Below are 22400 nucleotides of genomic sequence, written 5' to 3' on the forward strand. Positions count from 1 at the left end.
GCCGTTATCCAGCCTCAACGGAGAGCTCCCCCATGACTGATTCCCCCGAGCGCGACGAGCGCCACCTGGCGCGCATGCAGCGCAAAAAAGCCGTGATCGATGAGCGCATCGCCAATTCGCCAGACGAATGCGGCCTGGTGCTGGTGCTGACCGGCAACGGCAAAGGCAAAAGCAGCTCGGCATTCGGCATGCTCGCCCGCGCCATGGGCCACGGCATGCAGTGCGGTGTGGTGCAGTTCATCAAGGGCCGCAACAGCACCGGCGAAGAGTTGTTCTTCCGCCGCTTCCCCGAGCAGGTGCGCTTTCATGTGATGGGCGAGGGCTTCACCTGGGAAACCCAGGACCGTCAGCGCGACATCGCCGCCGCCGAAGCGGCCTGGGAAGTCTCCCGCGAGCTGCTGCGCGATCCGTCGATCGGTCTGGTGGTGCTCGATGAACTGAACATCGCCCTCAAGCACGGTTACCTCGATCTGGATCAGGTACTCAGCGATCTGCAGGCCCGTCCGCCGATGCAGCACGTGATCGTCACCGGCCGCGCCGCCAAGCCGGAAATGATCGAGATGGGCGACACCGTCACCGAAATGGGCATGATCAAGCACGCCTTCCAGGCCGGCATCAAAGCGCAGAAAGGCGTCGAACTTTGAATCAACCACGTCACTGCCCTGCGGTACTGATCGCCGCGCCGGCTTCCGGCCAGGGCAAGACCACCGTCACCGCTGCGCTGGCCCGTCTGCATCGTAATCAGGGGCGCAAGGTCCGCGTATTCAAGTGCGGCCCGGACTTTCTCGACCCGATGATCCTCGAGCGCGCCAGCGGTGCGCCGGTCTATCAACTGGACATGTGGATGGTCGGCGAGCAGGAAAGTCGACGTCTGTTGTGGGAAGCCGCTGCCGAAGCCGATCTGATCCTGATCGAAGGCGTGATGGGCCTGTTCGATGGCACGCCGTCGAGCGCCGACCTGGCGCGGCATTTCGGCGTACCGGTGCTCGGCGTGATCGACGGCACGGCCATGGCCCAAACGTTCGGCGCACTGGCCTTGGGCCTGGCGCGCTATCAGCCTGATCTGCCGTTCGCCGGCGTGCTGGCCAATCGTGTCGGCACCGTGCGCCATGCGCAGTTGCTCGAAGGCAGCCTCACCGAAGGCCTGCGCTGGTACGGCGCGTTGTCCCGGGAAACCGGGATCGAACTGCCAAGCCGTCATCTGGGGCTGGTGCAGGCCAGCGAACTCAATGATCTCGACGTACGTCTCGACGCCGCCGCCGAAGCACTCGCCGGCACATGCGAGGTAGCGCTGCCACCGGCCGTGGAATTCGCCGCGCCTGAAATCGTCAACACCGAAAAGCTGCTTGAAGGCGTACGAATTGCCGTCGCCCGCGACGAAGCCTTCGCCTTTACCTACGGCGCCAGTCTCGACTTGCTTCGGGCGATGGGCGCGGAGCTGAGTTTCTTCTCGCCGATCCGCGATGCGCAATTGCCTGAAGCCGACAGCTTGTACCTGCCCGGCGGCTATCCGGAATTGCACCACGTTGCCTTGTCGCAGAACACTGACATGCTCAAAGCGATCCGCGCTCACCACGCCGCCGGCAAACCGCTGCTCGCCGAATGTGGCGGCATGCTTTATCTGCTCGACTCGCTGACCGATGTCGAAGGCACCCGCGCTGATTTGGTCGGCCTGCTGAGTGGCGACGCCGTGATGCAGAAGCGCCTCGCTGCGCTGGCCTTGCAAGAGGTCGACCTGCCGGAAGGCCTGTTGCGCGGCCACACCTATCACCATTCCCTGACCACCACCGAACTGACGCCAATCGCCCGTGGCCACAGCCCCAACGGCGGGCGCGGCGCGGAAGCGGTATACCGGCAAGGGCGGATGACCGCCTCGTACGTTCACTTCTATTTCCCGTCAAATCCGTCGGCGATTGCCGCGCTGTTGGTGCCATGACCGACAACGCCTTCACTGACGCCGAGCGCGAAGCGGTCTACCGCGCCATCGCCGAACGCCGCGACATGCGCCACTTCAGCGGTGGCGCGGTCGAGCCTGAACTGTTGCGCCGTTTGCTTGAAGCCGCGCATCAGGCACCGAGCGTCGGCCTGATGCAGCCGTGGCGCTTCATCCGCATCAGCGACCGCGCCTTGCGTGGTCAGATCCAGAACCTTGTTGAAGAAGAACGCGTACGCACCGCCGAAGCCCTCGGCGAACGCAGTGACGCGTTCATGAAGCTCAAGGTCGAAGGCATCAACGATTGCGCCGAAGTATTGGTCGCCGCGTTGATGGACGATCGCGAGCGGCATATTTTCGGTCGTCGCACGCTGCCGGAAATGGACATGGCGTCGTTGTCCTGCGCGATCCAGAACCTGTGGCTCGCCGCGCGTGCCGAAGGCCTGGGCATGGGCTGGGTGTCGCTGTTCGAGCCGCAGGCGCTGGCCGACTTGCTGAAACTGCCGGCCGGTGCCAAGCCGCTGGCGGTGCTTTGCCTGGGGCCGGTCAAGGAATTTTATCCGGCGCCGATGCTGGTACTCGAAGGGTGGGCGCAGGCGCGTCCGCTCAATGAGCTGCTGTATGAAAATTTCTGGGGAGTGAGTCAATGAGTGTGGCGTTGTTGAGTGTCGCCGCGGTTGCGCTGGATGCGCTGCTGGGTGAGCCGAAACGCTGGCATCCGCTGGTGGCGTTCGGCAATTTCGCCGGGCGCATCGAGCAACGTTTCAACAGCGGCGGTCGTGGCTGGCGCAGCCATGGCGTCACCGCGTGGGTGATCGCGGTGTTGCCGCTGACCCTGCTGGCCACGGCATTGTCCTGGGCGCCGTATGTGGGCTGGATCGTCGAGATTCTTGCGCTGTATTGCGCCCTCGGCATGCGCAGCCTGGGTGAGCACGTCGAGCCGGTGGCCAAGGCCTTGCGTGCCGATGATCTGGAAGAGGCGCGCAAGCGTGTGGGGTATCTGGTCAGCCGCCAGACCGATGAGCTGGACAGCACCGCTGTCGCCCGCGCTGCTACTGAATCGGTGCTGGAGAACGGTAGCGATGCGGTGTTCGCGGCGCTGTTCTGGTTTGCCGTAGCCGGTGCGCCGGGCGTGGTGCTCTACCGTTTGAGCAATACGCTCGACGCGATGTGGGGCTATCGCAACGAACGTTTCGAGCGGTTCGGCTGGGCGGCGGCAAAAATCGACGACGTCCTCAACTACATTCCTGCGCGGCTGGTGGCGTTGACCTACGCGCTGCTCGGCAAAACCCGACTGGCGCTGAAATGCTGGCGCACCCAGGCGCCGAAATGGGACAGCCCGAACGCCGGTCCGGTTATGGCCGCCGGCGCGGGTGCCTTGGGCGTCGAACTGGGTGGTCCGGCGATTTACCACGGCGAGCTGCACGAGCGTCCGCAACTGGGCGAGGGCGTGCCGGCGGATGCCGATTCCATTGATCGCGGCTGGCAATTGGTCCAGCGCGGGGTATGGTTATGGCTGCTGATTCTCTGCGTGGGGGCTGAATTCTATGCTTGAGCACGGTGGCCGGTTGCGCAGGGCGGCGCTCGAATACGGCATCGCGGAAGAAGACTGGCTCGACCTGTCCACGGGGCTTGCGCCGTGGCCGTTTCCGGTCCCGGATATTCCGCTGCGGGCCTGGGCACGCTTGCCGGAAAACGATGACGGTCTGGAGCAGGCCGCCTGCGATTACTACGGTACCAGCCAGGTGCTGCCGGTGGCCGGTTCGCAGATGGCCATTCAGTTGTTGCCGCGATTGCGTCGGGCCGGCAAGGTCGGCGTGCTGTCGCCGTGTTATGCCGAGCATGCTGAAGCCTGGCGGCGCAGCGGCTATATCGTGCGTGAGGTGCTGGAGCAGGAAGTCGATTTCTTTCTCGACAGCCTCGACGTGCTGGTGGTGGTCAATCCGAACAACCCAACGGGCCTGAACCTGACCCCGGCGCGCCTGCTCGACTGGCACGCACGGCTGGCCCAGCGCGGCGGCTGGCTGGTGGTCGATGAAGCGTTCATGGACAACACGCCGCAGCGGAGTCTCGCCCCGCATGCGCATCAAGTGGGGTTGATCGTGTTGCGCTCGTTCGGCAAGTTTTTCGGTCTGGCCGGTGTGCGGCTGGGGTTCGTGCTGGCCGAGCGCAAGTTGCTCCGGTTGCTGGCCGAACAGGTCGGGCCGTGGGCGGTCAGCGGGCCGACCCGCGTGCTCGGTCAGGCCTGTCTGCGCGACACCGAAGGCCACACGCATCAGCGCATCCGCAGCGACGAGGCCAGCGAACGATTGGCTGCGCTGCTCGAACGTTCCGGTTTCAAACCGCAGGGCGGCTGCGCGCTGTTTCAGTGGCTGATCACCGAACAGGCCTCCGCGTTGCACGAATTCATGGCCCGCCGTGGCATTCTTCTGCGCCTTTTCGCGCACAACAGCAGTCTGCGATTCGGGCTGCCCGCCGATGCCGCCGACGAGGCGCGCCTTGAGCAAGCCCTGCAAGCATTCGCCCTGCAACGCTCTATGGAAAACAAACCAGCATGACCACTTTAATGGTGCAGGGCACCACCTCCGACGCCGGCAAAAGCACGCTGGTGACGGCGCTCTGCCGCTGGGCCACCCGTCAGGGCGTTGCCGTGGTGCCGTTCAAGCCGCAGAACATGGCGCTCAACAGCGCGGTGACTGCCGACGGCGGCGAGATCGGCCGCGCGCAAGCGGTGCAGGCCCAGGCGGCGTTTCTCGAGCCGCACACCGACATGAACCCGGTGCTGCTCAAGCCCAACAGCGACACCGGCGCCCAGGTCATCATCCACGGTCGTGCGGTCACCAGCATGAACGCCGTCGCCTATCACGACTACAAAGCCATCGCCATGCAGGCCGTGCTTGCCTCCCACGAGCGTTTGCGTGCCGCCTATCCGCTGGTGATGGTCGAAGGCGCGGGCTCGCCGGCCGAGATCAATCTGCGCGCCGGTGACATCGCCAACATGGGCTTCGCCGAAGCGGTGGATTGCCCGGTGTTGCTGATCGCCGACATCAATCGTGGCGGCGTCTTCGCCCATCTGGTGGGCACGCTGGAACTGCTGTCGCCGAGCGAACAGGCACGGGTCAAAGGTTTCATCATCAACCGTTTTCGCGGCGACATCGCCTTGCTGCAACCGGGCCTCGACTGGCTGGAACAGCGCACCGGCAAACCGGTGGTGGGCGTGCTGCCGTACGTGATGGACTTGCATCTGGAGGCCGAGGACGGCATCGACCAGCGTCAGACGGACAAGGCGGAGCAAGTCCTGAAAGTGGTGGTGCCGGTGCTGCCGCGCATCAGCAACCACACCGATTTCGATCCGCTGCGTCTGCATCCGCAGGTTGATCTGCAATTCATCGGCCCGGGGCAAGCGATACCGCCGGCCGATCTGATCGTTCTTCCGGGCTCGAAAAGCGTGCGCAGTGACTTGGCGTATCTGCGCGCCAATGGCTGGGAATCCGCCATCCGCCGTCACCTGCGTTACGGCGGGAAATTGCTCGGGATCTGCGGCGGTCTGCAAATGCTCGGCGAGCAGGTGCACGATCCGCTGGGCCTTGAAGGTGCGCCGGGTTCCAGCGCCGGTCTGGGGTTGCTGGCGTTTGAAACGCAGCTCGAAGCCGAGAAACAGTTGCGCAATGTTCGCGGGCGTCTGGCGCTGGAAGATGCCGAGGTCAGCGGTTATGAAATTCATGCCGGCGTGACCACGGGAGCGGCGCTGGAAAATGCTGCCGTGCATCTGGACGACGGCCGCTGTGACGGCGCGCAAAGTCTCGACGGTCAGATTTTCGGCACCTACCTGCATGGCCTGTTCGAATCGCCGGCGGCCAGTGCGGCGCTGTTGCGCTGGGCCGGTCTGAACGATGTGCAGGAGGTGGATTACCACGGCCTGCGCGAACGCGATATCGAGCGGCTGGCGGATCTGGTGGAGAAGCATCTGGATACTGATCTGTTGCGTGAACTCTGTGGAATCTCCCCATGCTCCAGTTGATCCTCGGCGGCGCCCGCTCCGGCAAAAGTCGTCTGGCCGAAAAACTCGCCACTGACAGCGCGCTGGCCGTGACATACATCGCCACCAGCCAACCACTGGATGGCGAGATGAATGAGCGTGTCGCCCATCATCGCGCCCGTCGTCCTGCCGAATGGGCGTTGATCGAAGAGCCGCTGGAACTGGCCCGTGTGCTGCGCGAAAACGCTGGCCCCGAGCGTTGCCTGCTGGTGGATTGCCTGACGCTGTGGCTGACCAATCTGCTGATGCTCGATGACGCTGAACGCCTCGCCGCCGAGCGCGATGCCCTGCTCGAATGCCTGGCGGTGCTGCCGGGTGAAATCATTTTTGTCAGCAACGAGACCGGAATGGGTGTCGTGCCGCTGGGCGAATTGACTCGCCGCTACGTCGATGAAGCCGGTTGGCTGCATCAAGCTCTGGCCGAGCGTTGTCAGCGAGTCGTCCTGACGGTCGCCGGCCTGCCCCTGACTTTGAAAGGACCTGCGTTATGACCCAAGCCTGGTGGCTGAACCCGTGCAAACCGGTAGATACGGACGCCGTTGCAAACGCGGCGGCGCGTCAGCAGCAATTGACCAAACCCGCCGGCTCCCTCGGTCAGCTTGAATCGGTGGCGGTGCAGCTGGCCGGATTGCAGGGCCAGGTCAAGCCGACACTGGATCAAGTCTGGATCGCGATTTTTGCGGGTGACCATGGCGTTGTCGCCGAAGGGGTTTCCGCGTTCCCGCAGGAAGTCACCGGGCAGATGCTGCTGAACTTCGTCAGCGGCGGCGCGGCGATCAGCGTGCTGGCGCGGCAACTCGGCGCGCAGCTGGAAGTGGTGGATCTGGGCACGGTGACCCCGTCGCTGAACCTGTCGGGCGTGCGTCACCTGAACATCGGCCCGGGCACGGCGAATTTCGCCAAGGGCGCGGCGATGACTCAGGCCCAAGGCGAACTCGCCTTGCAGGGCGGTCGCGACAGCGTGCTGCGGGCGAAAGCGGCAGGCGCGCAATTGTTCATCGGCGGCGAAATGGGCATCGGCAACACCACCGCCGCCAGTGCGCTGGCCTGTGCTTTGCTCGACTGCCCGGTGGCACACCTGACCGGCCCCGGCACCGGGCTGAATGCCGAAGGCGTCAGCCACAAGGCGCAGGTGATCGAGCGGGCGCTGGCACTGCACGCGGCGCAACGCGGCGATGCGTTGCAGACGCTGTTCAATCTCGGCGGCTTCGAGATTGCGGCACTGGTCGGCGCCTATCTGGCGTGCGCTCAGGAAGGTGTGGCGGTGCTGGTGGATGGTTTCATCTGCACGGTCGCGGCACTGGTGGCGGTGCGCCTGAATCCGGCCTGCCGTGAATGGCTGCTGTTCGGTCACCGTGGTGCCGAGCCGGGCCATCGCCATGTACTGGAAACCCTCGGCGCTGAACCGCTGCTGGAACTGGGCCTGCGTCTGGGCGAGGGCAGTGGCGCGGCGCTGGCGGTGCCGTTGTTGCGTCTGGCCTGCGACCTGCACGGCCAGATGGCAACCTTCGCTGAAGCCGCGGTGGCGGACCGCCCGGCATGACCTTGCGCCTGGATCTGCTGCGCCACGGTGAAACCGAACTCGGCGGCGGCCTGCGCGGCAGCCTCGACGATGCGTTGACCGAAAAAGGCTGGGCGCAGATGCGTGAGGCGGTGAGCGGACAGGGGCCGTGGGATCGGCTGGTCAGCTCGCCGTTGCAGCGTTGTGCGCGGTTTGCTGAAGAGTTGAGCGCGCAGTGGGAGCTGTCGGTTTCTCTGGACAAGAATCTGCAAGAACTGCATTTCGGTGCCTGGGAAGGGCAGAGCGCGGCGGCGCTGATGGAAACCGATGCCGAGGGCCTGGGCTTGTTCTGGGCGGATCCCTATGGGTTTACCCCGCCCCAGGGTGAGCCGGTCAGCGATTTTTCGGCGCGGGTGCTGGCGGCGGTGATGCGACTGCACGCGGCGCACGCGGGTGAGCGGGTGTTGCTGGTCAGTCATGGTGGCGTCATGCGTCTGTTGCTGGCGCAGGCCCGTGGCTTGCCCCGTGAACAACTGCTCAATGTCGAAGTCGGCCACGGCGCGCTGTTTTCGCTGATCGTCGAGGCCGACGGTTCGCTCAGGGAAGTGCTCTGACATGCTGCCTCTGTGGATCGCCCTGCAATTTCTCAGCAGCCTGCCGATTCGTCTGCCGGGCATGCCGGCGCCTGAACAACTCGGCCGGTCGCTGCTGTTTTATCCGCTGGTGGGACTGTTGTTCGGTGTCATTCTCTGGGCGCTGAACATTTCCTTGGTCGGCACGCCGTTGCTGTTGCATGCGGCGCTGTTGCTGGCGGTGTGGGTGCTGCTCAGCGGCGCGTTGCACCTTGATGGGCTGGCGGACAGCGCCGATGCGTGGCTCGGCGGCTTCGGTGATCGCGAGCGTACGCTGACGATCATGAAGGATCCGCGCAGCGGGCCGATCGCGGTGGTGACGCTGGTGCTGGTGTTGCTGCTCAAGTTCGCCGCGTTGCTGGCGTTGATCGAACAACAGCAGGGCACGGCATTGATCATCGTGCCGCTGATCGGCCGAGCGGCGTTGCTCGGGCTGTTTCTCACCACGACTTATGTGCGGGCTGGCGGGTTGGGGCAGGCGCTGGCCGATCATCTGCCGCGCAAGGCGGGTTGGCAGGTGCTGGCAGGGAGTGCGGCGGCGTGTGTGGCGATCGCCGGGTTCAACGCTGTCGTGGCGTTGCTGCTGGCGGTTGTCGTGTTCATCTGGCTGCGGCATTTGATGGTGCGGCGACTGGGTGGAACCACCGGTGATACGGCGGGAGCGTTGCTGGAACTATTGGAGATGTCAGTGCTGGTCGGGCTGGCCTTGTTTTGATAAGTAACTTTGATCTGTAACTTGATTTAACACAGTCGCGGGTATATACACGCATCATGCTTCCATCTCAGTGTTTGTGCACCAACCTGCGTCGCGCCGCGCGTGGCGTCAGCAGGCATTACGACGGCGCTCTCGACGGCTTCGGGATCAACGTTGCCCAGTATTCTCTGCTGTGCAATCTGCAGCGCCTGGATCAGCCGAGCATTTCCGAACTGGCCGAGGCCATGGGCCTGGATCGCAGCACCCTCGGGCGCAATCTGCGGGTGCTGGAAGGCGAGGGCCTGGTGGCGCTGGCCGAGGGCGAAGACATGCGCAACCGCATCGTCCGGCTCACCGAAACCGGTGCGCAACGCCTGGCAGCAGCCTTGCCGGCCTGGGAAGCGGCGCAACAGCGGTTGATCGACCGACTGGGTGCCGAGAAGCGTGAAACCTTGCTGCGGCTATTGGATGAACTGGCCTGAGGGCCGGTTTTTTCCGAATCTAAGCGGGTATATACCCGCGACTGGAGAATAATAATGAGTTCGATGTGGCGTACGTGCGGTTGGGTGTTGCTGGGGAGTGCGCTGATTCTGGCGTTGTCATTGGGCGTGCGGCACGGCTTCGGCTTGTTTCTGTCGCCGATGAGCGCCCAGTTCGGCTGGGGGCGCGAGGTGTTCGCCTTCGCCATCGCCTTGCAGAACCTGATCTGGGGGCTGGCGCAACCGTTCACTGGCGCGCTGGCCGACCGCTTCGGCGCGGCGAAAGTGGTGTTGATCGGCGGTGTGCTCTACGCCTTGGGCCTGGTGTTCATGGGCCTGTCGGAAACCGCTTTGGGCTTGTCCCTGAGCGCCGGTCTGTTGATCGGTATCGGATTGTCCGGGACCTCGTTCTCGGTGATTCTCGGTGTCGTCGGCCGCGCCGTGCCGCCGGAGAAACGCAGCATGGGCATGGGCATTGCCAGTGCTGCCGGTTCTTTCGGCCAGTTCGCGATGTTGCCGGGCACCCTCGGGCTGATTGGCTGGCTCGGCTGGTCGGCGGCATTGCTTGTGCTGGGCCTGCTGGTGGCGCTGATCGTGCCGCTGGTGAGCATGCTCAAGGACAAGCCGCTGCCGGTGCTCGGCCACGAACAAACCCTGTCCGAAGCCCTGCGCGAAGCCTGTTCGCACTCCGGTTTCTGGTTGCTGGCATTCGGTTTTTTCGTCTGCGGATTTCAGGTGGTTTTCATCGGCGTGCACTTGCCGGCGTATCTGGTTGATCAGCATCTGCCGGCCACCGTCGGCACCACCGTGCTGGCGTTGATCGGCCTGTTCAACATCTTCGGTACCTACACCGCCGGTTGGCTCGGTGGGCGGATGTCCAAACCGCGTCTGCTGACCGGGCTCTATCTGCTGCGCGCGGTGGTGATCGTGCTGTTTCTGTGGCTGCCGGTGACGACGACCTCGGCCTATCTGTTCGGCATGGCCATGGGGTTCCTGTGGCTGTCGACGGTGCCGTTGACCAACGGTACGGTGGCGACCTTGTTTGGCGTGCGAAACCTGTCCATGCTCGGCGGCATCGTGTTTCTGTTCCATCAGTTGGGTTCGTTCCTCGGCGGCTGGCTGGGCGGGGTGGTGTATGACCGAACCGGGAGTTATGACTTGATCTGGCAAGTGGCGATTCTCCTGAGTCTGCTGGCGGCGGCGCTGAACTGGCCGGTGCGCGAGCGCCCGGTCGAGCGCCTGCAACCGCGTGCGAGCGCTGCATGAACCGTTTCTGGCCGCAGATCGTCGTCACCGCACTCGGCGCCGCGTTGCTGGCGCTGGTGTGGTGGGGCTGGCATCAGGGCGGTTTGGCGCTGATGCAGTTGGGCATGGGTGCTTGCTAGACCGGCGGGAGGGCGAGTAACGTCGAGGTCTGACGATTGCTCAAGGATGCCCGACATGCTCAAGCGCTGGTGTGCTGTTCCCGCGTTGCTGATGGCGTTGACCGGACTGGCCCAGGCCGCGGACTGTCCGGATCTGTTGCAAGGCTCGTTGCCCAAGTTGCGGGCCAAGGAATCCATCGACCTGTGTCAGCGCTACGCCGACAAACCGCTGGTAGTGATTAACACGGCCAGCTTCTGTGGTTTTGCGCCGCAGTTCGAGGGGCTGGAAGCGCTGAATCAGCGCTACAAGGCCCAGGGCCTGGAAATGCTCGGCGTACCGTCCAATGACTTCAAGCAGGAGTCCAAGGACAGCGCCGAGACCGCCAAGGTCTGCTACGCCAACTACGGCGTGACATTCACCATGACCGAACCGCAGAAGGTGCGGGGTGACGATGCGACTCATCTGTTCCAGGTGCTGGCCAAACAGAGCAGCGCACCGAAGTGGAATTTCTACAAATACGTCATCGACCGCCAGGGCAAAGTGATCGCCAATTTCTCCAGCCTGACCAAACCGGATGATCCGGAATTTCTGGCAGCCATCGAGAAAGCCATTGCCTCTCAGCCGCTGAAACCCTGATCGACACCCATCAAAAAGCCCCGCCTCTGTGAAGAGAGCGGGGCTTTTTAATGGGCGAGGCCTCAAATGGTAAAGAGCTCAGCCTCGCCGTACAGCATCAGAAGCGGTAGGTTGCGCCGACACCAAAGCCGTTTGCCGAGTTTTCATACTGCGAGTTGTAGCTCTGGCCACGATCGTTTTCGTTGCGGATGTTGACCTTCTCTTCCTTCAGGTACGAGTAGGCAACGTCGATGGTCAGGTCTTCGGTCGGGCTCCAGCCGGCACCGATGCTGAAGATGGTCCGGTCGCCGGTCGGGATGCGTGGCGAACGGTCGACGTTGTTGGTCGGCGACTGGTCGAACGTCAGGCCGGTACGCAGTACCCATTCCTTGTTCAACTGGTAGGACGTACCGATGGCGTAAGCCCAGGTGTCATGCCAGTTCTGTTCTTCGGTGATCTCGCCGAACTGGCCAGCCAGCAGTGGCTGAACGCCGGAGTTCTTGACGGTGATCTTTTCCAACTGGCTCCAGCGGGTCCAGGTGGTACCGGCGTAGACGTTCCAGCGATCGTTGATCGCCTGGGTGACCGAGAGGTCCACGGATTCAGGCGTGGTGATCTTCAGCGAAGCGTCGTACTTCTGGTTCGCACCCAGGCCGATCGCGCCCAGCACACCGTAGTTGACCTTGGTGTTGCCATCGAGCTTGTAGTCGACTTTCGAGTGGTAGGTCAGACCCAGGCGAGTGCTGTCGGTAGCCTGTACCAGCACGCCGATGTTGTAGCCCAGTGCGGTGTCGTCGCCCTTGATCTTGACCTTGCCATCCGGCGCTGCCTGAGTGATCGACAGGTTGGATTCCAGCGAGCCGTCGATGCGGTTGATGGTCGGGCCGAAACCGATCGACACGACATCGTTGAACTTGTAGCTGACCGTTGGCTGGAAGGTGATGATCTTGACTTCTGACTTGCTGCCGAAGTAACGGCCGGCGAAGCCGTTTTCATAGTCGGTGATCAGGCCGAAGGGTACGTACACACCCAGACCGAATGCCCAATGCTCGTCGATCGGCTTGACGTAGTAACCCATAGGTACGGAGGTGAAGGGCACCATGTCGCCTTTGTTGCTGCCGCCGTTCGGGCTGGAGCTGGCGTCGCTGATATCGGTTTTTGCGTCGAGGAATGCAACGCCACCGGTGACTTGTTCGCGCGTGATGCGCGACATGCCGGCAGGGTTGCCATAAACGGTGCTTGCGTCGTCGGCAGAAGAAGATCGCCCGGCGTACCCAGTCCCCATCCCGCTGATGCTGTGTTCGTTGATGGCAAAGCCAGCTGCGAAGATCTGGGTGGATGCCACGGTTACGGCAAGGCTAAGGGTGGTTTTGAGCATGACTTTTTTCATTATTAGAACTCCTGGTGATCACCGGGGCGAAAATTACCAACATTTTCGTCCCGGCGCTATAGTCCGTATGCCTTGAGTTAGAGCGGTTTTGTAGGACAATCCGACCAAAATCACTGCCTGTTGGGCGATGTTGTGAAAACAGCGGGTCAGCAAGCGACCTGATTCAGCGGTGAAACACAGGTTTGCCAGGCGCAGGTGAAGTCGCGCAGACGACCTTGGGGCTGAAAGGTCTGACGCCAGATACGCGCCATGCCCAGCAGATCGTCCGGCTCGGGGAGGGTAGTGTTTTGTTCTTCGACCAGCAGCCAGGCGATGGCTGTGGCATAACGCAAATTGACGGTCAGTTCCAGGTGCGGGCCGCTGAGGAAGGCATGCTGGCTGGCGAGGCCGCGAACCAGGCTGGCGCGTTCCGGATCCAGCGCCAGGTAATGATCCCAGAGGGCCTGATGGCGATGTTCGGCAATCCGGTACAGGCCGTGGCCGCGGCGGTCATGCAGGGCGGAACCGAGGGCGGACTGGCTGGCGGCAATGCCCAGCAGCAGGGATTCGGCGGTTGCGCAGTGACGTCCCAGGTAGATCAGCGTAGGACGAATCACATAGCGGCACAGTTCGCTGGCAGCGATACCCATAAATCCCTCGGATCTTGTTATTGGGCGGCGAGGCCTGAAGGGGGAGCTTGGCAGCTGTGGATCGACTCAGGCTCGCCGGAAGCGGAACACGCCGCTTGAGTTGAAGTGTAGTGTCATATTCGCGACGTAAAGGACTGTTTTTAAAATATTTCCGGCGCGCCGTTATAACCGTTATACCGGTTGGTGCTTAAGCGGAAAGAGGTAAAAGTGAAACATCGGGCAATAAAAAGCCCCGCATTTTAGCAGGGCTTTTGCTTTTGCAGCCATTTCGGCTTCTCAGGCGATCAATGCCTGACGGGTGCGATCAATCACGGCCTGCAGCGGTTCGGCGCTGGAGTATTGATCGGGGTACAGACGCTCGCTGTGGCGGGCGATCCCGTGTTCATTGACCACGGTGAAGCTGAAGCAGCCTTTGCGAGCGGCCATGATCAGGCAGTTCATTGGAGCAAAAGCGTTGGTTAGGGTGCGAATGGCATCCTGAGTCTGGATTTGAGTCGACATAGTTATTAGGTGTTCCTACAAATGACACGGATAAGAACCGTGCAACGTTAAAACGTTCCAGTAACGTCAACCACCATTGGTCGAACGAAGAACCCGACTGGAACAAGGCAGCCAGTTCGAGCGCTATAAAAGTTGGCGCGCTTGGGCTGGCAGGTAGGTACTTAGGAGGACAGGCAACATATCAAGGGCAGAGGTTCTGGGCCCTTGGTGAAGATCCTGATCAATTTGCAGGTTGGTTCGGTCAGAGTAAGTGGTCTTCGCAACACTCTTTGCATTCGATTCAAAGACTGTGTCGTCGCAAGATTTACCTGGAAACCATCGAGGGGTCGATCCCGCTTTTTTCAGTGAAGATCTCTGTGAGAGAAACTTGACCGTGGGGGTGTGTTCGACCGGAATTGACTTTCAGCTTGGTACTAACGCCGCGGATACTAACGGAACGAATCGCAGAAGGCAAACCCGATGATCAAAAAAATCAGAATCCGCTACCCGGGCTCCCCCGCCTGCCCCGATCTGGCTCACTTTACGTCCGTCGGTCGCCACCACCGGAAAGATGTTGACGCTCTGCGCAGCGGCTTATCCCCAGCACGAATGCCAAAACGACCCGAAAAGGCGCGTCGATATAACCGCGTAACAGGTACTTGTGCACATTAGTTGCGCAGACTGTAACGGCGCTGTCACAACAATCCTGACCCCGACGGCTGCCTGCATCGAAAGTTTAAGTCAATGAAAAACATCGCTTTTTTTAACTGGTGAAAAAATCGTCAGTTTGACTGCGAGCCCCGTTCCACAAGGCTTTGCGGCGACTGGAGGGCGGTTGTCCACTGAGTTATCCACAGCTTCTGTGGATTGTCCCGAGCGCTTGCTCTAGCACGGGCGTGCCGGGTTTTTTTCGACTTTACCTGTGCGAAAAAAAGAGTAGAGTGGCGCGCCTTCCGATCTGTCCCACAGTGCTTTATGAAGTTTCGTTCAGCTCCAGAATCTGTTACCTCCCAACTCCCTCGTGTTACCGCTCCCAAGCGATTTTCCGTGCGCGTGGCCGAATGGCTGCTGGACAGCCCGCGTCTTGGCGACAGCCGAAATGCCAAGCACCTCGCCGGCCGCCTGCTCAAGCAACCGGCCCGGGAAGGGGTGGTCGCGGCGCAGAGTCGCCTCGGCCAGTTGATGTGCCGCGAGTGCGGCAATGCACGGGATCGCCGGATCGGCCAGGACCTGCTGCGCCAGGCCGCCCGCGCCGGTGACCGACGCGCGCAACAGGAACTCGGCCTGATCGAAGACTGAGCTGTCCAAGACCAGACGCCTTGGTTAACCTTCAGGCTTTATCGGATCGGCGGGAATCACTATGGCGATGGACTTGACCAGCATCCTGCTGGGGCTGGCAGGTGCGGCGGTGCCGTTGCTGGCATTGGCCTGGCAACTGCAACGTCGGGCCAGTCAGAACCAGTCTGAAGTCGCGTTGCTCGAGGAGCGGCTGGCCATGGCGCAAATGGCCCAGGACGGCCTCACTGCACAACTTGAAGCCTGCCGCGATGAAGTCGCCGATCTCGGCCAGGCCAATGCCTCGAAACAAGCGGAGCTCGCCGCCGTACGCCGGGAAGTCGAACTATTGCAGATCGAGCGCGACGACGCTCGTGACGCCGCCCACGCCTGGAATCTCGAGCGCGCCAACAAGGAAGCTGAATTGCGGCGCCTGGACGCCCAGGCGGCTTCGCTGAATGCCGAATTGCGCGAGCAACAGGAAAGCCATCAACAACGTCTGGATGACCTGCAAGGTTCCCGTGACGAGTTGCGTGCCCAGTTCGCCGAACTGGCCGGCAAGATCTTCGATGAGCGCGAACAACGCTTTGCCGAAACCAGCCAGCAGCGTCTTGGTCAATTGCTCGACCCTTTGAAAGAGCGCATCCAGTCGTTCGAAAAACGTGTCGAGGAAAGCTACCAGGCCGAAGCCCGCGAGCGTTTTTCGCTGGCCAAGGAACTGGAGCGTTTGCAGCAACTGAACCTGCGCCTGAGCGACGAAGCGACCAACCTGACCCGCGCCCTGAAGGGCCAGAAAACCCAGGGCAACTGGGGCGAGCTGATTCTCGAGCGTGTGCTTGAGCATGCCGGGCTGGAGAAGGGCCGGGAGTACCAGACCCAGGTCAATCTCAAGGGCCCGGATGGCGAGCGTTTTCAGCCGGACGTGATCATTTACTTGCCGGGCGACAAGCAGGTAGTGGTGGATTCCAAGGTCAGCCTCACCGCGTATCAGCAATACGTCGCGGCGGACGACGATGCCATTGGCCAGATCGCCATGAAGCAACACGTGCTATCCCTGCGCAGTCACGTCAAAGGCCTGGCCGGCAAGGATTACAAGCGACTGGAAGGTTTGCACAGCCTCGATTTCGTCTTGCTGTTCGTGCCCATCGAAGCAGCGTTTTCCGCTGCATTGCAGGCCGAGCCGTCACTGTTTCAGGAAGCTTTTGATCGCAACATCGTGATCGTCAGCCCGACCACGCTGCTAGCAACGCTGCGGGTCATCGACAGCCTGTGGAAGCAGGAGCGTCAGAGCCAGAACGCCCGGGAAATCGCCGAGCGCGCCGGTTGGCTGTATGACAAGTTCGTGTTGTTCATTCAGGATCTGGACGAAGTCGGCAATCGCTTGCAGCAACTGGACAAGGCCTACAGCGCGGCGCGCAACAAGCTGACAGAAGGGCGCGGCAACCTGGTCAGCCGCAGCGAACAGCTCAAGTTGCTCGGCGCGCGGGCCAGCAAAAGCCTGCCGGCGGATCTGCTGGAGCGCGCGATGACCGATGCCGACGGCCTGGTCGAGCTGCCTGAATAAGCCGCTCTGCTAGAGCGGCAAATAACGACTCAACAACGCCCGCAACGCCGCCGGTTTCACCGGTTTGGCCAGATAATCCAGCCCCGCCGCGTGCACCTGCGCCACCGTTTCCGGATGCCCGTCGGCGCTGATCACCACGCCAGGCACCGGCTCGCCCAGCCTTGTGCGCAACCAGGCCATCAGATCGGTGCCGGTTTCGCCGTGATCGAGGTGATAGTCCACCAGCGCCAATTGTGGCCGCACGCCGTCATCGAGCAGCGCCGCACATTCTTCGCGGTTTCGCGCGGTCCAGACCTGACAGCCCCAGCGCGTGAGCAGGCTGTTCATGCCGATCAGAATGCTGTCTTCGTTGTCGATGCACAGCACCTGCGCGCCGCTGTGCAATTTGCCATTGATTTCCACCGCCGCTGGCGGTTGCACGGTCTGCGCTTTGGCCAACGGCACGCGGACACTGAACACGCTGCCGCGCCCCGGCCATGAGCGCACGCGCAAGGTATGGCCGAGCACGCGGCACAGACCGTCGGCTATCGCCAGACCCAGGCCCAGACCTTTTTCGGCGCGGGTCTGGTGGCTGTCGAGGCGTTTGAATTCCTCGAAGATCACTTGCTGTTTGTCCTCCGGAATCCCCTGCCCGCGATCCCACACTTCCAGACAGATTTCGCCTTTGCGCCGACGCACGCCCAGCAGCACCGGGCCTTTTGCGTAGCGGAAAGCGTTGGTGAGGAAGTTCTGCAGAATCCGCCGCAGCAACTTGATGTCGCTGTCGATGCGCAACTGACTGCCCCGTACCCGGAAACTCAAGCCCTGTTCCTGAGCCAGTGCCTTGAATTCCGCGCCGAGAATATCGAACAGCTCATTGACCGCGAACGGCTTGCGATCCGGGTTGATCTTGCCGTTCTCAAGGCGGGAAATGTCCAGCAGGTCGCTGATCAGGTCTTCGGCCGAGCGCAGCGAACTGTCGAGATGCTGCACCAGTTTCTGCGCCTCCGCGCTCAGGCCGTCTTCCTGATGGGAGAGGGCGGCAGAGAACAGCCGTGCGGCGTTCAAGGGCTGCATCAGGTCGTGACTGACGGCGGCGAGAAAGCGGGTCTTGGACTGGTTGGCCGCCTCGGCATTGCCCTTGGCTTCGGTCAACGCGACGTTGAGTTGCGACAGTTCCTGGGTCCGTTCGCTGACCCGTTGCTCCAGCCCTTCGTTGGCCTCGGTCAGCGCCTGCTCGGCTTCGCGGAACGCGGTGATGTCGGTGAAACTCATGACGAAACCGCCGCCAGGCATCGGGTTGCCGATCAGCTCGATCACCCGGCCATTGGGGAACAGTCGCTCGGAGGTGTGGGCGCGGCCCTGACGCATCCAGTGCAGACGACGGGCGACGTGAACTTCCGCTTCACCGGGGCCGCACAAACCACGCTCGGCGTTATGGCGAATGATGTCGGCAATCGGTCGGCCAACGCTGATCAAACCGTCCGGATAGTTGAACAGTTCGAGATAGCGGCGGTTCCAGGCCACCAGTCTCAGCGACTGGTCGACCACGCTGATGCCCTGGGTAATATTTTCGATCGCGCCTTGCAGCAGCGCACGGTTGAACTGCAGCACTTCCGAGGCTTCGTCGGCGATCCGCACGACGTCCTCCAGCTGCATTTCTCGACCTTCGATGGCGGCTTTCACGACCGCTCGCGTTGACGAAGCGCCAAGGACACCGGCCAGCAAACGCTCAGTGTGGGCGATCCATTCGCCGTCGGCGTTCTGGTTCGGGTTGAACCCTTTGCCCTGGCGGTAGGCGAAGCGGATGAAGCTCTGCCGCGCGCGTTCTTCGCCGACAAAGCGTGCCGCCAATTGCAGCAAATCGTCGATCTGCACCGCCAGCATCGAGCGTGCATTCGGCCGGGCGCTGATTTCCTGGCCGATAAAACGCCCGGCCTGCCAGTGCTCCGACACGCGGGTGCGCGACAGCACCGAGACCCAGGCGAACAGGGTGAAGTTGCCTGCCAGCGACAGCACCACGCCTTGGGTCAGCGGGGTGATCGGCAGGTTCAACGGGTTGCTGTGCAGCCAGGCGAGTCCGGGGAAACTGTCCAGCGACCAACCGAGGCTGCGCGCAGCGATCGGCAGGATCAAGGTGTAGAACCACAGGAACGTACCGGCGGCGAGACCGGCGAATACACCACGCCGGTTGGCCTGTTTCCAGTACAGCGCGCCGAGCATCGCCGGGGCCAGTTGGGTGACGGCGGCGAAGGCGATCTGGCCGATGGTCGCCAGGCTCGCAGTCGAGCCGAGCAAACGGTAGCTGACGTAGGCCAGCAACAGAATCAGCACGATGCTGACGCGGCGCACCGAGAGCATCCACTGACGGAACACTTCGAACGGCCGCTCGGCATTGTTGCGGCGCAGCAGCCACGGTAACAGCATGTCGTTGGAGACCATGGTCGACAGCGCCACACTCGCTACGATCACCATGCCGGTGGCCGCCGACGCACCGCCGATAAACGCCAGCATCGCCAGCGCCGGATGGGCCTGGGCCAATGGCAGGCTGATGACGAAAGAGTCGGGGATGACCGAGCTGGGCAGCAGCATCTGACCGGCCAGGGCGATCGGGACTACAAACAGCGCGGCCAGTGCGAGGTAGGCGGGGAACACCCATTTGGCCAGGCGCAGATCCTGCGGGTCGATGTTCTCGACCACCGTCACGTGGAACTGTCGGGGCAGGCAGATGATCGCCATCATCGCTACGCCGGTCTGTACCACCATCGACGGCCAGTTGATGGTTTCTTTCCAGTATTCCTCCAGGCGCGGGGCGAGCATCGCCTGATTGAACAGGTCGTCGAAGCCGTCATACAGGCCATAAGTGACGAAGGCGCCGACGGCGAGGAAGGCGAACAGCTTGACCAGCGATTCAAAGGCAATCGCCAGCACCATGCCGCGGTGGTGCTCGGTGGCATCGAGGTTGCGCGTACCGAAGACGATGGTGAACAGCGCGAGCACCAGCGACACGATCAGCGCGGTGTCCTGGGCGCGGGTGCCCATGGCGTCGGCGCCGGCACCGATCAGCAGGTTCACGCCGAGGACAATGCCTTTGAGCTGCAAGGCGATATAAGGCAGAACGCCGACCAGACAGATCAGCGCAACCACCACCGCCAACGACTGGGACTTGCCGTAACGGGCGGCAATGAAGTCGGCGATGGAGGTGATGTTCTCCTGCTTGCTGATCATCACCATTTTCTGCAGCACCCACGGCGCACCGAGCAGCAGCAGGATCGGCCCGAGGTAGATCGGCAGGAACGACCACAGTTGTTCGGCAGCCTGACCGACCGCGCCAAAGAACGTCCAACTGGTGCAGTAGACCGCCAGCGACAGGCTGTACACCCAGGCACGCACCCGTGGCGGCAGGGGTGTGCTGCGACGGTCGCCGTAGAAGGCGATGGCGAACATGATGGCCATATAGGCCAGGGCGACGGCGGCGATCAGCCCGGTGGACAACGACATGGAACACTCCCGACAGAAAACGACCGGACTCGCGCCCGGTCAGACAGTCTCGCACGGGCGCGGCGGTTAGTCAGTGTCGACCAAGGTCGTGGCGCGGCGGGGTGTCGCAGGAACAGAACCGGCCGGTTCTGCGGTCAGTCCGGTTTCAGCGCGATGTCGATCAAGCGGTGCAGTTCTCCGACTTCCAGCGGCGCTGCCGAAAACAGAATGCGAAATACCACCGGGGACACCACCAGATTGATCAGCCGATCCACGCTCGGCGCCGGTTCCTTGGGGTGGCGCTCGATGATGGTTTGCAACTGCGCGCCGATGATCGCCACGCAATAGCCCGGCGTCGCACTCGCCTGCACGTCGCGCATCATGTTGCGCCCGGGTTCCGAACTCATTTCGTCGAGGTATTGTTCGGCCCACGCGCGGATGTCGCTGCGCAGGCTGCCGGTTTCGGCCGGCTCGCTGTCGGGGCGCATGCGGGCGAGGGCAACGTCGGCCAGCAAGGTCGCCAGATCGCCCCAGCGCCGATAAATGGTTGATGGCGTTACCCCGGCGCGCGCCGCGATTTGCGGGACGGTCACCGTTGAGCGCTCCTGTTCTTGCAGAAGCGCGCGGACTGCCGAGTGAATCGACTCCTGCACCCGGGCGCTGCGACCGCCGGGGCGTAAACCTTCTTTAATAGCCATGCGGCAGACCTTAACACAAAGAATTTGCTTTAAGCGCAAGCCAAGAGCACACTCCGCAAAAGCAAAAAATTAGCTTTTGCGGAGTGTGCCCATGACCAGCCTTGCTTCCAACCGTTCCAGCCTGTGGTTTCTGGCGATCACCTTACTGAGTTTTCTCGCCGCTTCCACTGCGCCGACGCCGTTGTATCACCTGTATCAGGATCAGCTGCATTTTTCGGCAGCGGTGCTGACCCTGATTTTCGGCGTCTATGCCCTCAGTCTGCTGGCCGCGTTGCTGACGGTCGGGTCGCTGTCGGATCACCTGGGACGCAAACCGGTGATCTTCACCGCCGTGACGCTCAATGTGCTGGCGATGTTGCTATTTATCTACGCCGACAGCGTGGGCTGGCTGATCGGCGCGCGAGTGCTGCAAGGTTTCGCCACCGGCATGGCCACCGCCGTGTTGAGCGCGACACTGCTGGATACCGACCGTCAGCAGGGGCCGCTGATCAACAGCGTTGCTCCGTTGCTGGGCATGGCGTTGGGTGGCATGGGCTGCGGCTTGCTGGCCGAGTTCGCCCCGGCGCCGTTGCAATTGACCTATTGGTTGCTGCTCGCGCTGTTTGTGTTGCAAGGCATCTATGTGTGGCGCCTGCCGGAAAGCGTCTCGCCGCAGGCCGGGGCATGGGCCTCGTTGCGGCCGACCCTGCACGTGCCGGTCCAGGCGCGTTCGACGTTATGGCGAGTATTGCCGCTGAATACCGCGACCTGGGCGCTCGGCGGTTTTTATGCCTCGCTGGCACCGTCGCTGGTGCGCACGGCCACTGGCTCCACCTCCAACCTGATCGGCGGCGCGACCGTGGCGGCGTTGACCGTGACCGGTGCGCTAATGATCTTCACGTTGCGCAATCGTCCGGCCTCCCGAGCGCTGCAACTTGGGGCGAGCCTGCTGCCGGCCGGTATCGTGCTGATTCTGTTGGGCGTGCACAGCGCCAGTCTGTCGCTGTTCTTCTTCGGCACACTGGTGGCCGGGTGTGGCTTTGGCTCCGGTTTTCTCGGAGCGGTGCGCAGTCTGGTGCCGTTGGCATTGCCTCATGAGCGCGCCGGGTTGATGTCGGCGTTTTATGTGCTGAGTTACCTGGCGTTCTGCCTGCCGGCGTTACTGGCCGGACATTTCACCCACAGCGTGGGCCTGCTGACCACCACCGATGTGTATGGCGCGGTGCTGATCGTGTTGGCGGTCGGAGCGCTGCTGATGAGCTTCCGCGCGCAAGCGGCGAAGACCTGCAGCGCTCCATAACATCTCTGGATTCGGTTAGCCTTGGCCAGCCAACTCTTCTCACGGATCGACGCATGAAGATTATCCGCAGCAAGACCTTCACCGCCGACCGCGCCTGGGGCGCGCTCGACATCGCCAACATGAACGGCATCACCACGCGTCTGCACTGGACCGATCAGCCTTACAAATGGCATGTCAATGACGGTGAAGAAGTGTTCGTGGTGCTCGACGGCCAAGTGCTCATGCACTATCGCGAAGAAGGTGAGGAGAAGCAGGCCTTGCTCGACGTTGGCGATATCTTCCACGCGTCCATCGGCACGGAGCATGTTGCTCATCCGCAAGGCGCGGCGCGGATTCTGGTGATCGAAACCGAAGGCAGTGTCTGACTG

At 62.4% G+C, this 22400-nt stretch carries 22 protein-coding genes and 1 pseudogene; 18 read left to right on the forward strand and 5 right to left on the reverse strand.

The genetic code is table 11. The features are described 5' to 3' along the window. Positions 1-32 precede the first annotated feature (32 nt). The 14 genes and pseudogenes from cobO (at position 33) to CAF76_RS09125 (ending at position 11279) form a co-directional block, all read left to right on the forward strand. A complete protein-coding gene (cobO, locus tag CAF76_RS09065; RefSeq protein WP_007950401.1) occupies positions 33-644 on the forward strand; it encodes a cob(I)yrinic acid a,c-diamide adenosyltransferase in 612 nt (203 codons plus the stop codon). Continuing rightward, complete coding sequence (locus CAF76_RS09070; RefSeq protein ID WP_085648485.1) at positions 641-1936, forward strand: cobyrinate a,c-diamide synthase; 1296 nt, start codon at positions 641-643, stop codon at positions 1934-1936. The genes cobO and CAF76_RS09070 overlap by 4 nt, the downstream gene beginning before the upstream one ends. Continuing rightward, positions 1933-2583: a 5,6-dimethylbenzimidazole synthase gene (gene bluB / locus CAF76_RS09075; RefSeq protein ID WP_085648484.1), complete on the forward strand. Its 651-nt coding sequence runs from the start codon at positions 1933-1935 to the stop codon at positions 2581-2583. The genes CAF76_RS09070 and bluB overlap by 4 nt, the downstream gene beginning before the upstream one ends. Continuing rightward, on the forward strand, positions 2580-3488 hold the full coding sequence (gene cbiB / locus CAF76_RS09080) for an adenosylcobinamide-phosphate synthase CbiB (RefSeq protein WP_085648483.1): 909 nt from the start codon (positions 2580-2582) through the stop codon (positions 3486-3488). Before bluB ends, cbiB begins: the two co-directional genes overlap by 4 nt. Continuing rightward, complete coding sequence (cobD, locus tag CAF76_RS09085) at positions 3481-4491, forward strand: threonine-phosphate decarboxylase CobD (protein ID WP_085648482.1); 1011 nt, start codon at positions 3481-3483, stop codon at positions 4489-4491. Before cbiB ends, cobD begins: the two co-directional genes overlap by 8 nt. After that, positions 4488-5946, forward strand: a pseudogene (locus tag CAF76_RS09090) (cobyric acid synthase); the annotation flags it as partial. The gene cobD and the pseudogene CAF76_RS09090, both read left to right, overlap by 4 nt. Then, complete coding sequence (gene cobU / locus CAF76_RS09095) at positions 5942-6463, forward strand: bifunctional adenosylcobinamide kinase/adenosylcobinamide-phosphate guanylyltransferase (protein ID WP_085648480.1); 522 nt, start codon at positions 5942-5944, stop codon at positions 6461-6463. The pseudogene CAF76_RS09090 and the gene cobU, both read left to right, overlap by 5 nt. Further along, complete coding sequence (gene cobT / locus CAF76_RS09100; protein WP_085648479.1) at positions 6460-7515, forward strand: nicotinate-nucleotide--dimethylbenzimidazole phosphoribosyltransferase; 1056 nt, start codon at positions 6460-6462, stop codon at positions 7513-7515. Before cobU ends, cobT begins: the two co-directional genes overlap by 4 nt. Next, positions 7512-8087 (forward strand): alpha-ribazole phosphatase family protein, encoded by a 576-nt coding sequence (cobC, locus tag CAF76_RS09105; RefSeq protein ID WP_074687573.1) that lies wholly within the window; start codon positions 7512-7514, stop codon positions 8085-8087. Before cobT ends, cobC begins: the two co-directional genes overlap by 4 nt. Before the next feature lies 1 nt (position 8088). Then, positions 8089-8820 carry an adenosylcobinamide-GDP ribazoletransferase gene (locus tag CAF76_RS09110; RefSeq protein ID WP_085648478.1) on the forward strand — a complete coding sequence of 244 codons (732 nt, stop codon included), beginning with the start codon at positions 8089-8091 and terminating at the stop codon, positions 8818-8820. A gap of 56 nt (positions 8821-8876) precedes the next feature. Continuing rightward, positions 8877-9281 (forward strand): MarR family winged helix-turn-helix transcriptional regulator, encoded by a 405-nt coding sequence (locus CAF76_RS09115; protein ID WP_007950413.1) that lies wholly within the window; start codon positions 8877-8879, stop codon positions 9279-9281. Positions 9282-9335: 54 nt separating this feature from the next. Continuing rightward, the gene (locus CAF76_RS09120) at positions 9336-10544 is read left to right on the forward strand and encodes an MFS transporter (protein ID WP_011333148.1); all 1209 of its coding nucleotides are present in this window, start codon (positions 9336-9338) and stop codon (positions 10542-10544) included. After that, positions 10541-10663, forward strand: a complete 123-nt coding sequence (locus CAF76_RS28830) for a hypothetical protein (RefSeq protein ID WP_007950415.1) — start codon at positions 10541-10543, stop codon at positions 10661-10663. Before CAF76_RS09120 ends, CAF76_RS28830 begins: the two co-directional genes overlap by 4 nt. Before the next feature lie 55 nt (positions 10664-10718). Next, positions 10719-11279 (forward strand): glutathione peroxidase, encoded by a 561-nt coding sequence (locus tag CAF76_RS09125; protein WP_039769833.1) that lies wholly within the window; start codon positions 10719-10721, stop codon positions 11277-11279. 97 nt (positions 11280-11376) lie between these two features. Here the strand turns inward: CAF76_RS09125 and CAF76_RS09130 are convergent, their stop codons facing one another. The 3 genes from CAF76_RS09130 to CAF76_RS09140 form a co-directional block, all read right to left on the reverse strand. Beyond that, on the reverse strand, positions 11377-12648 hold the full coding sequence (locus tag CAF76_RS09130) for an OmpP1/FadL family transporter (protein WP_085648477.1): 1272 nt from the start codon (positions 12646-12648) through the stop codon (positions 11377-11379). A gap of 146 nt (positions 12649-12794) precedes the next feature. Continuing rightward, a complete protein-coding gene (locus CAF76_RS09135) occupies positions 12795-13277 on the reverse strand; it encodes a hypothetical protein (protein ID WP_064594536.1) in 483 nt (160 codons plus the stop codon). A gap of 276 nt (positions 13278-13553) precedes the next feature. Next, positions 13554-13778: a hypothetical protein gene (locus tag CAF76_RS09140; protein WP_007950419.1), complete on the reverse strand. Its 225-nt coding sequence runs from the start codon at positions 13776-13778 to the stop codon at positions 13554-13556. A gap of 954 nt (positions 13779-14732) precedes the next feature. Here CAF76_RS09140 and CAF76_RS09150 point away from each other — a divergent pair. After that, the gene (locus tag CAF76_RS09150) at positions 14733-15056 is read left to right on the forward strand and encodes a hypothetical protein (protein WP_082934370.1); all 324 of its coding nucleotides are present in this window, start codon (positions 14733-14735) and stop codon (positions 15054-15056) included. Positions 15057-15231: 175 nt separating this feature from the next. Then, complete coding sequence (rmuC, locus tag CAF76_RS09155; protein WP_178076170.1) at positions 15232-16596, forward strand: DNA recombination protein RmuC; 1365 nt, start codon at positions 15232-15234, stop codon at positions 16594-16596. A 9-nt stretch (positions 16597-16605) separates the two neighbouring features. Here the strand turns inward: rmuC and CAF76_RS09160 are convergent, their stop codons facing one another. Both CAF76_RS09160 and CAF76_RS09165 read right to left on the reverse strand, forming a co-directional pair. Continuing rightward, entirely contained in the window at positions 16606-20076 is a 3471-nt protein-coding gene (locus tag CAF76_RS09160) for a hybrid sensor histidine kinase/response regulator (RefSeq protein ID WP_085648476.1), read from the reverse strand. Between the two features lie 134 nt (positions 20077-20210). Then, the gene (locus tag CAF76_RS09165) at positions 20211-20753 is read right to left on the reverse strand and encodes a TetR/AcrR family transcriptional regulator (RefSeq protein WP_085648475.1); all 543 of its coding nucleotides are present in this window, start codon (positions 20751-20753) and stop codon (positions 20211-20213) included. A 91-nt stretch (positions 20754-20844) separates the two neighbouring features. On the opposite strand from CAF76_RS09165, the gene CAF76_RS09170 reads away from it, so the two are divergent. Beyond that, positions 20845-22032 carry an MFS transporter gene (locus CAF76_RS09170; protein WP_085648474.1) on the forward strand — a complete coding sequence of 396 codons (1188 nt, stop codon included), beginning with the start codon at positions 20845-20847 and terminating at the stop codon, positions 22030-22032. A 53-nt stretch (positions 22033-22085) separates the two neighbouring features. Then, positions 22086-22397 carry a cupin gene (locus CAF76_RS09175; protein ID WP_085648473.1) on the forward strand — a complete coding sequence of 104 codons (312 nt, stop codon included), beginning with the start codon at positions 22086-22088 and terminating at the stop codon, positions 22395-22397. Positions 22398-22400: the final 3 nt, after the last annotated feature.

The organism is Pseudomonas sp. B40(2017), from assembly GCF_002112855.1.
GTDB lineage: Bacteria > Pseudomonadota > Gammaproteobacteria > Pseudomonadales > Pseudomonadaceae > Aquipseudomonas > Aquipseudomonas pharyngis.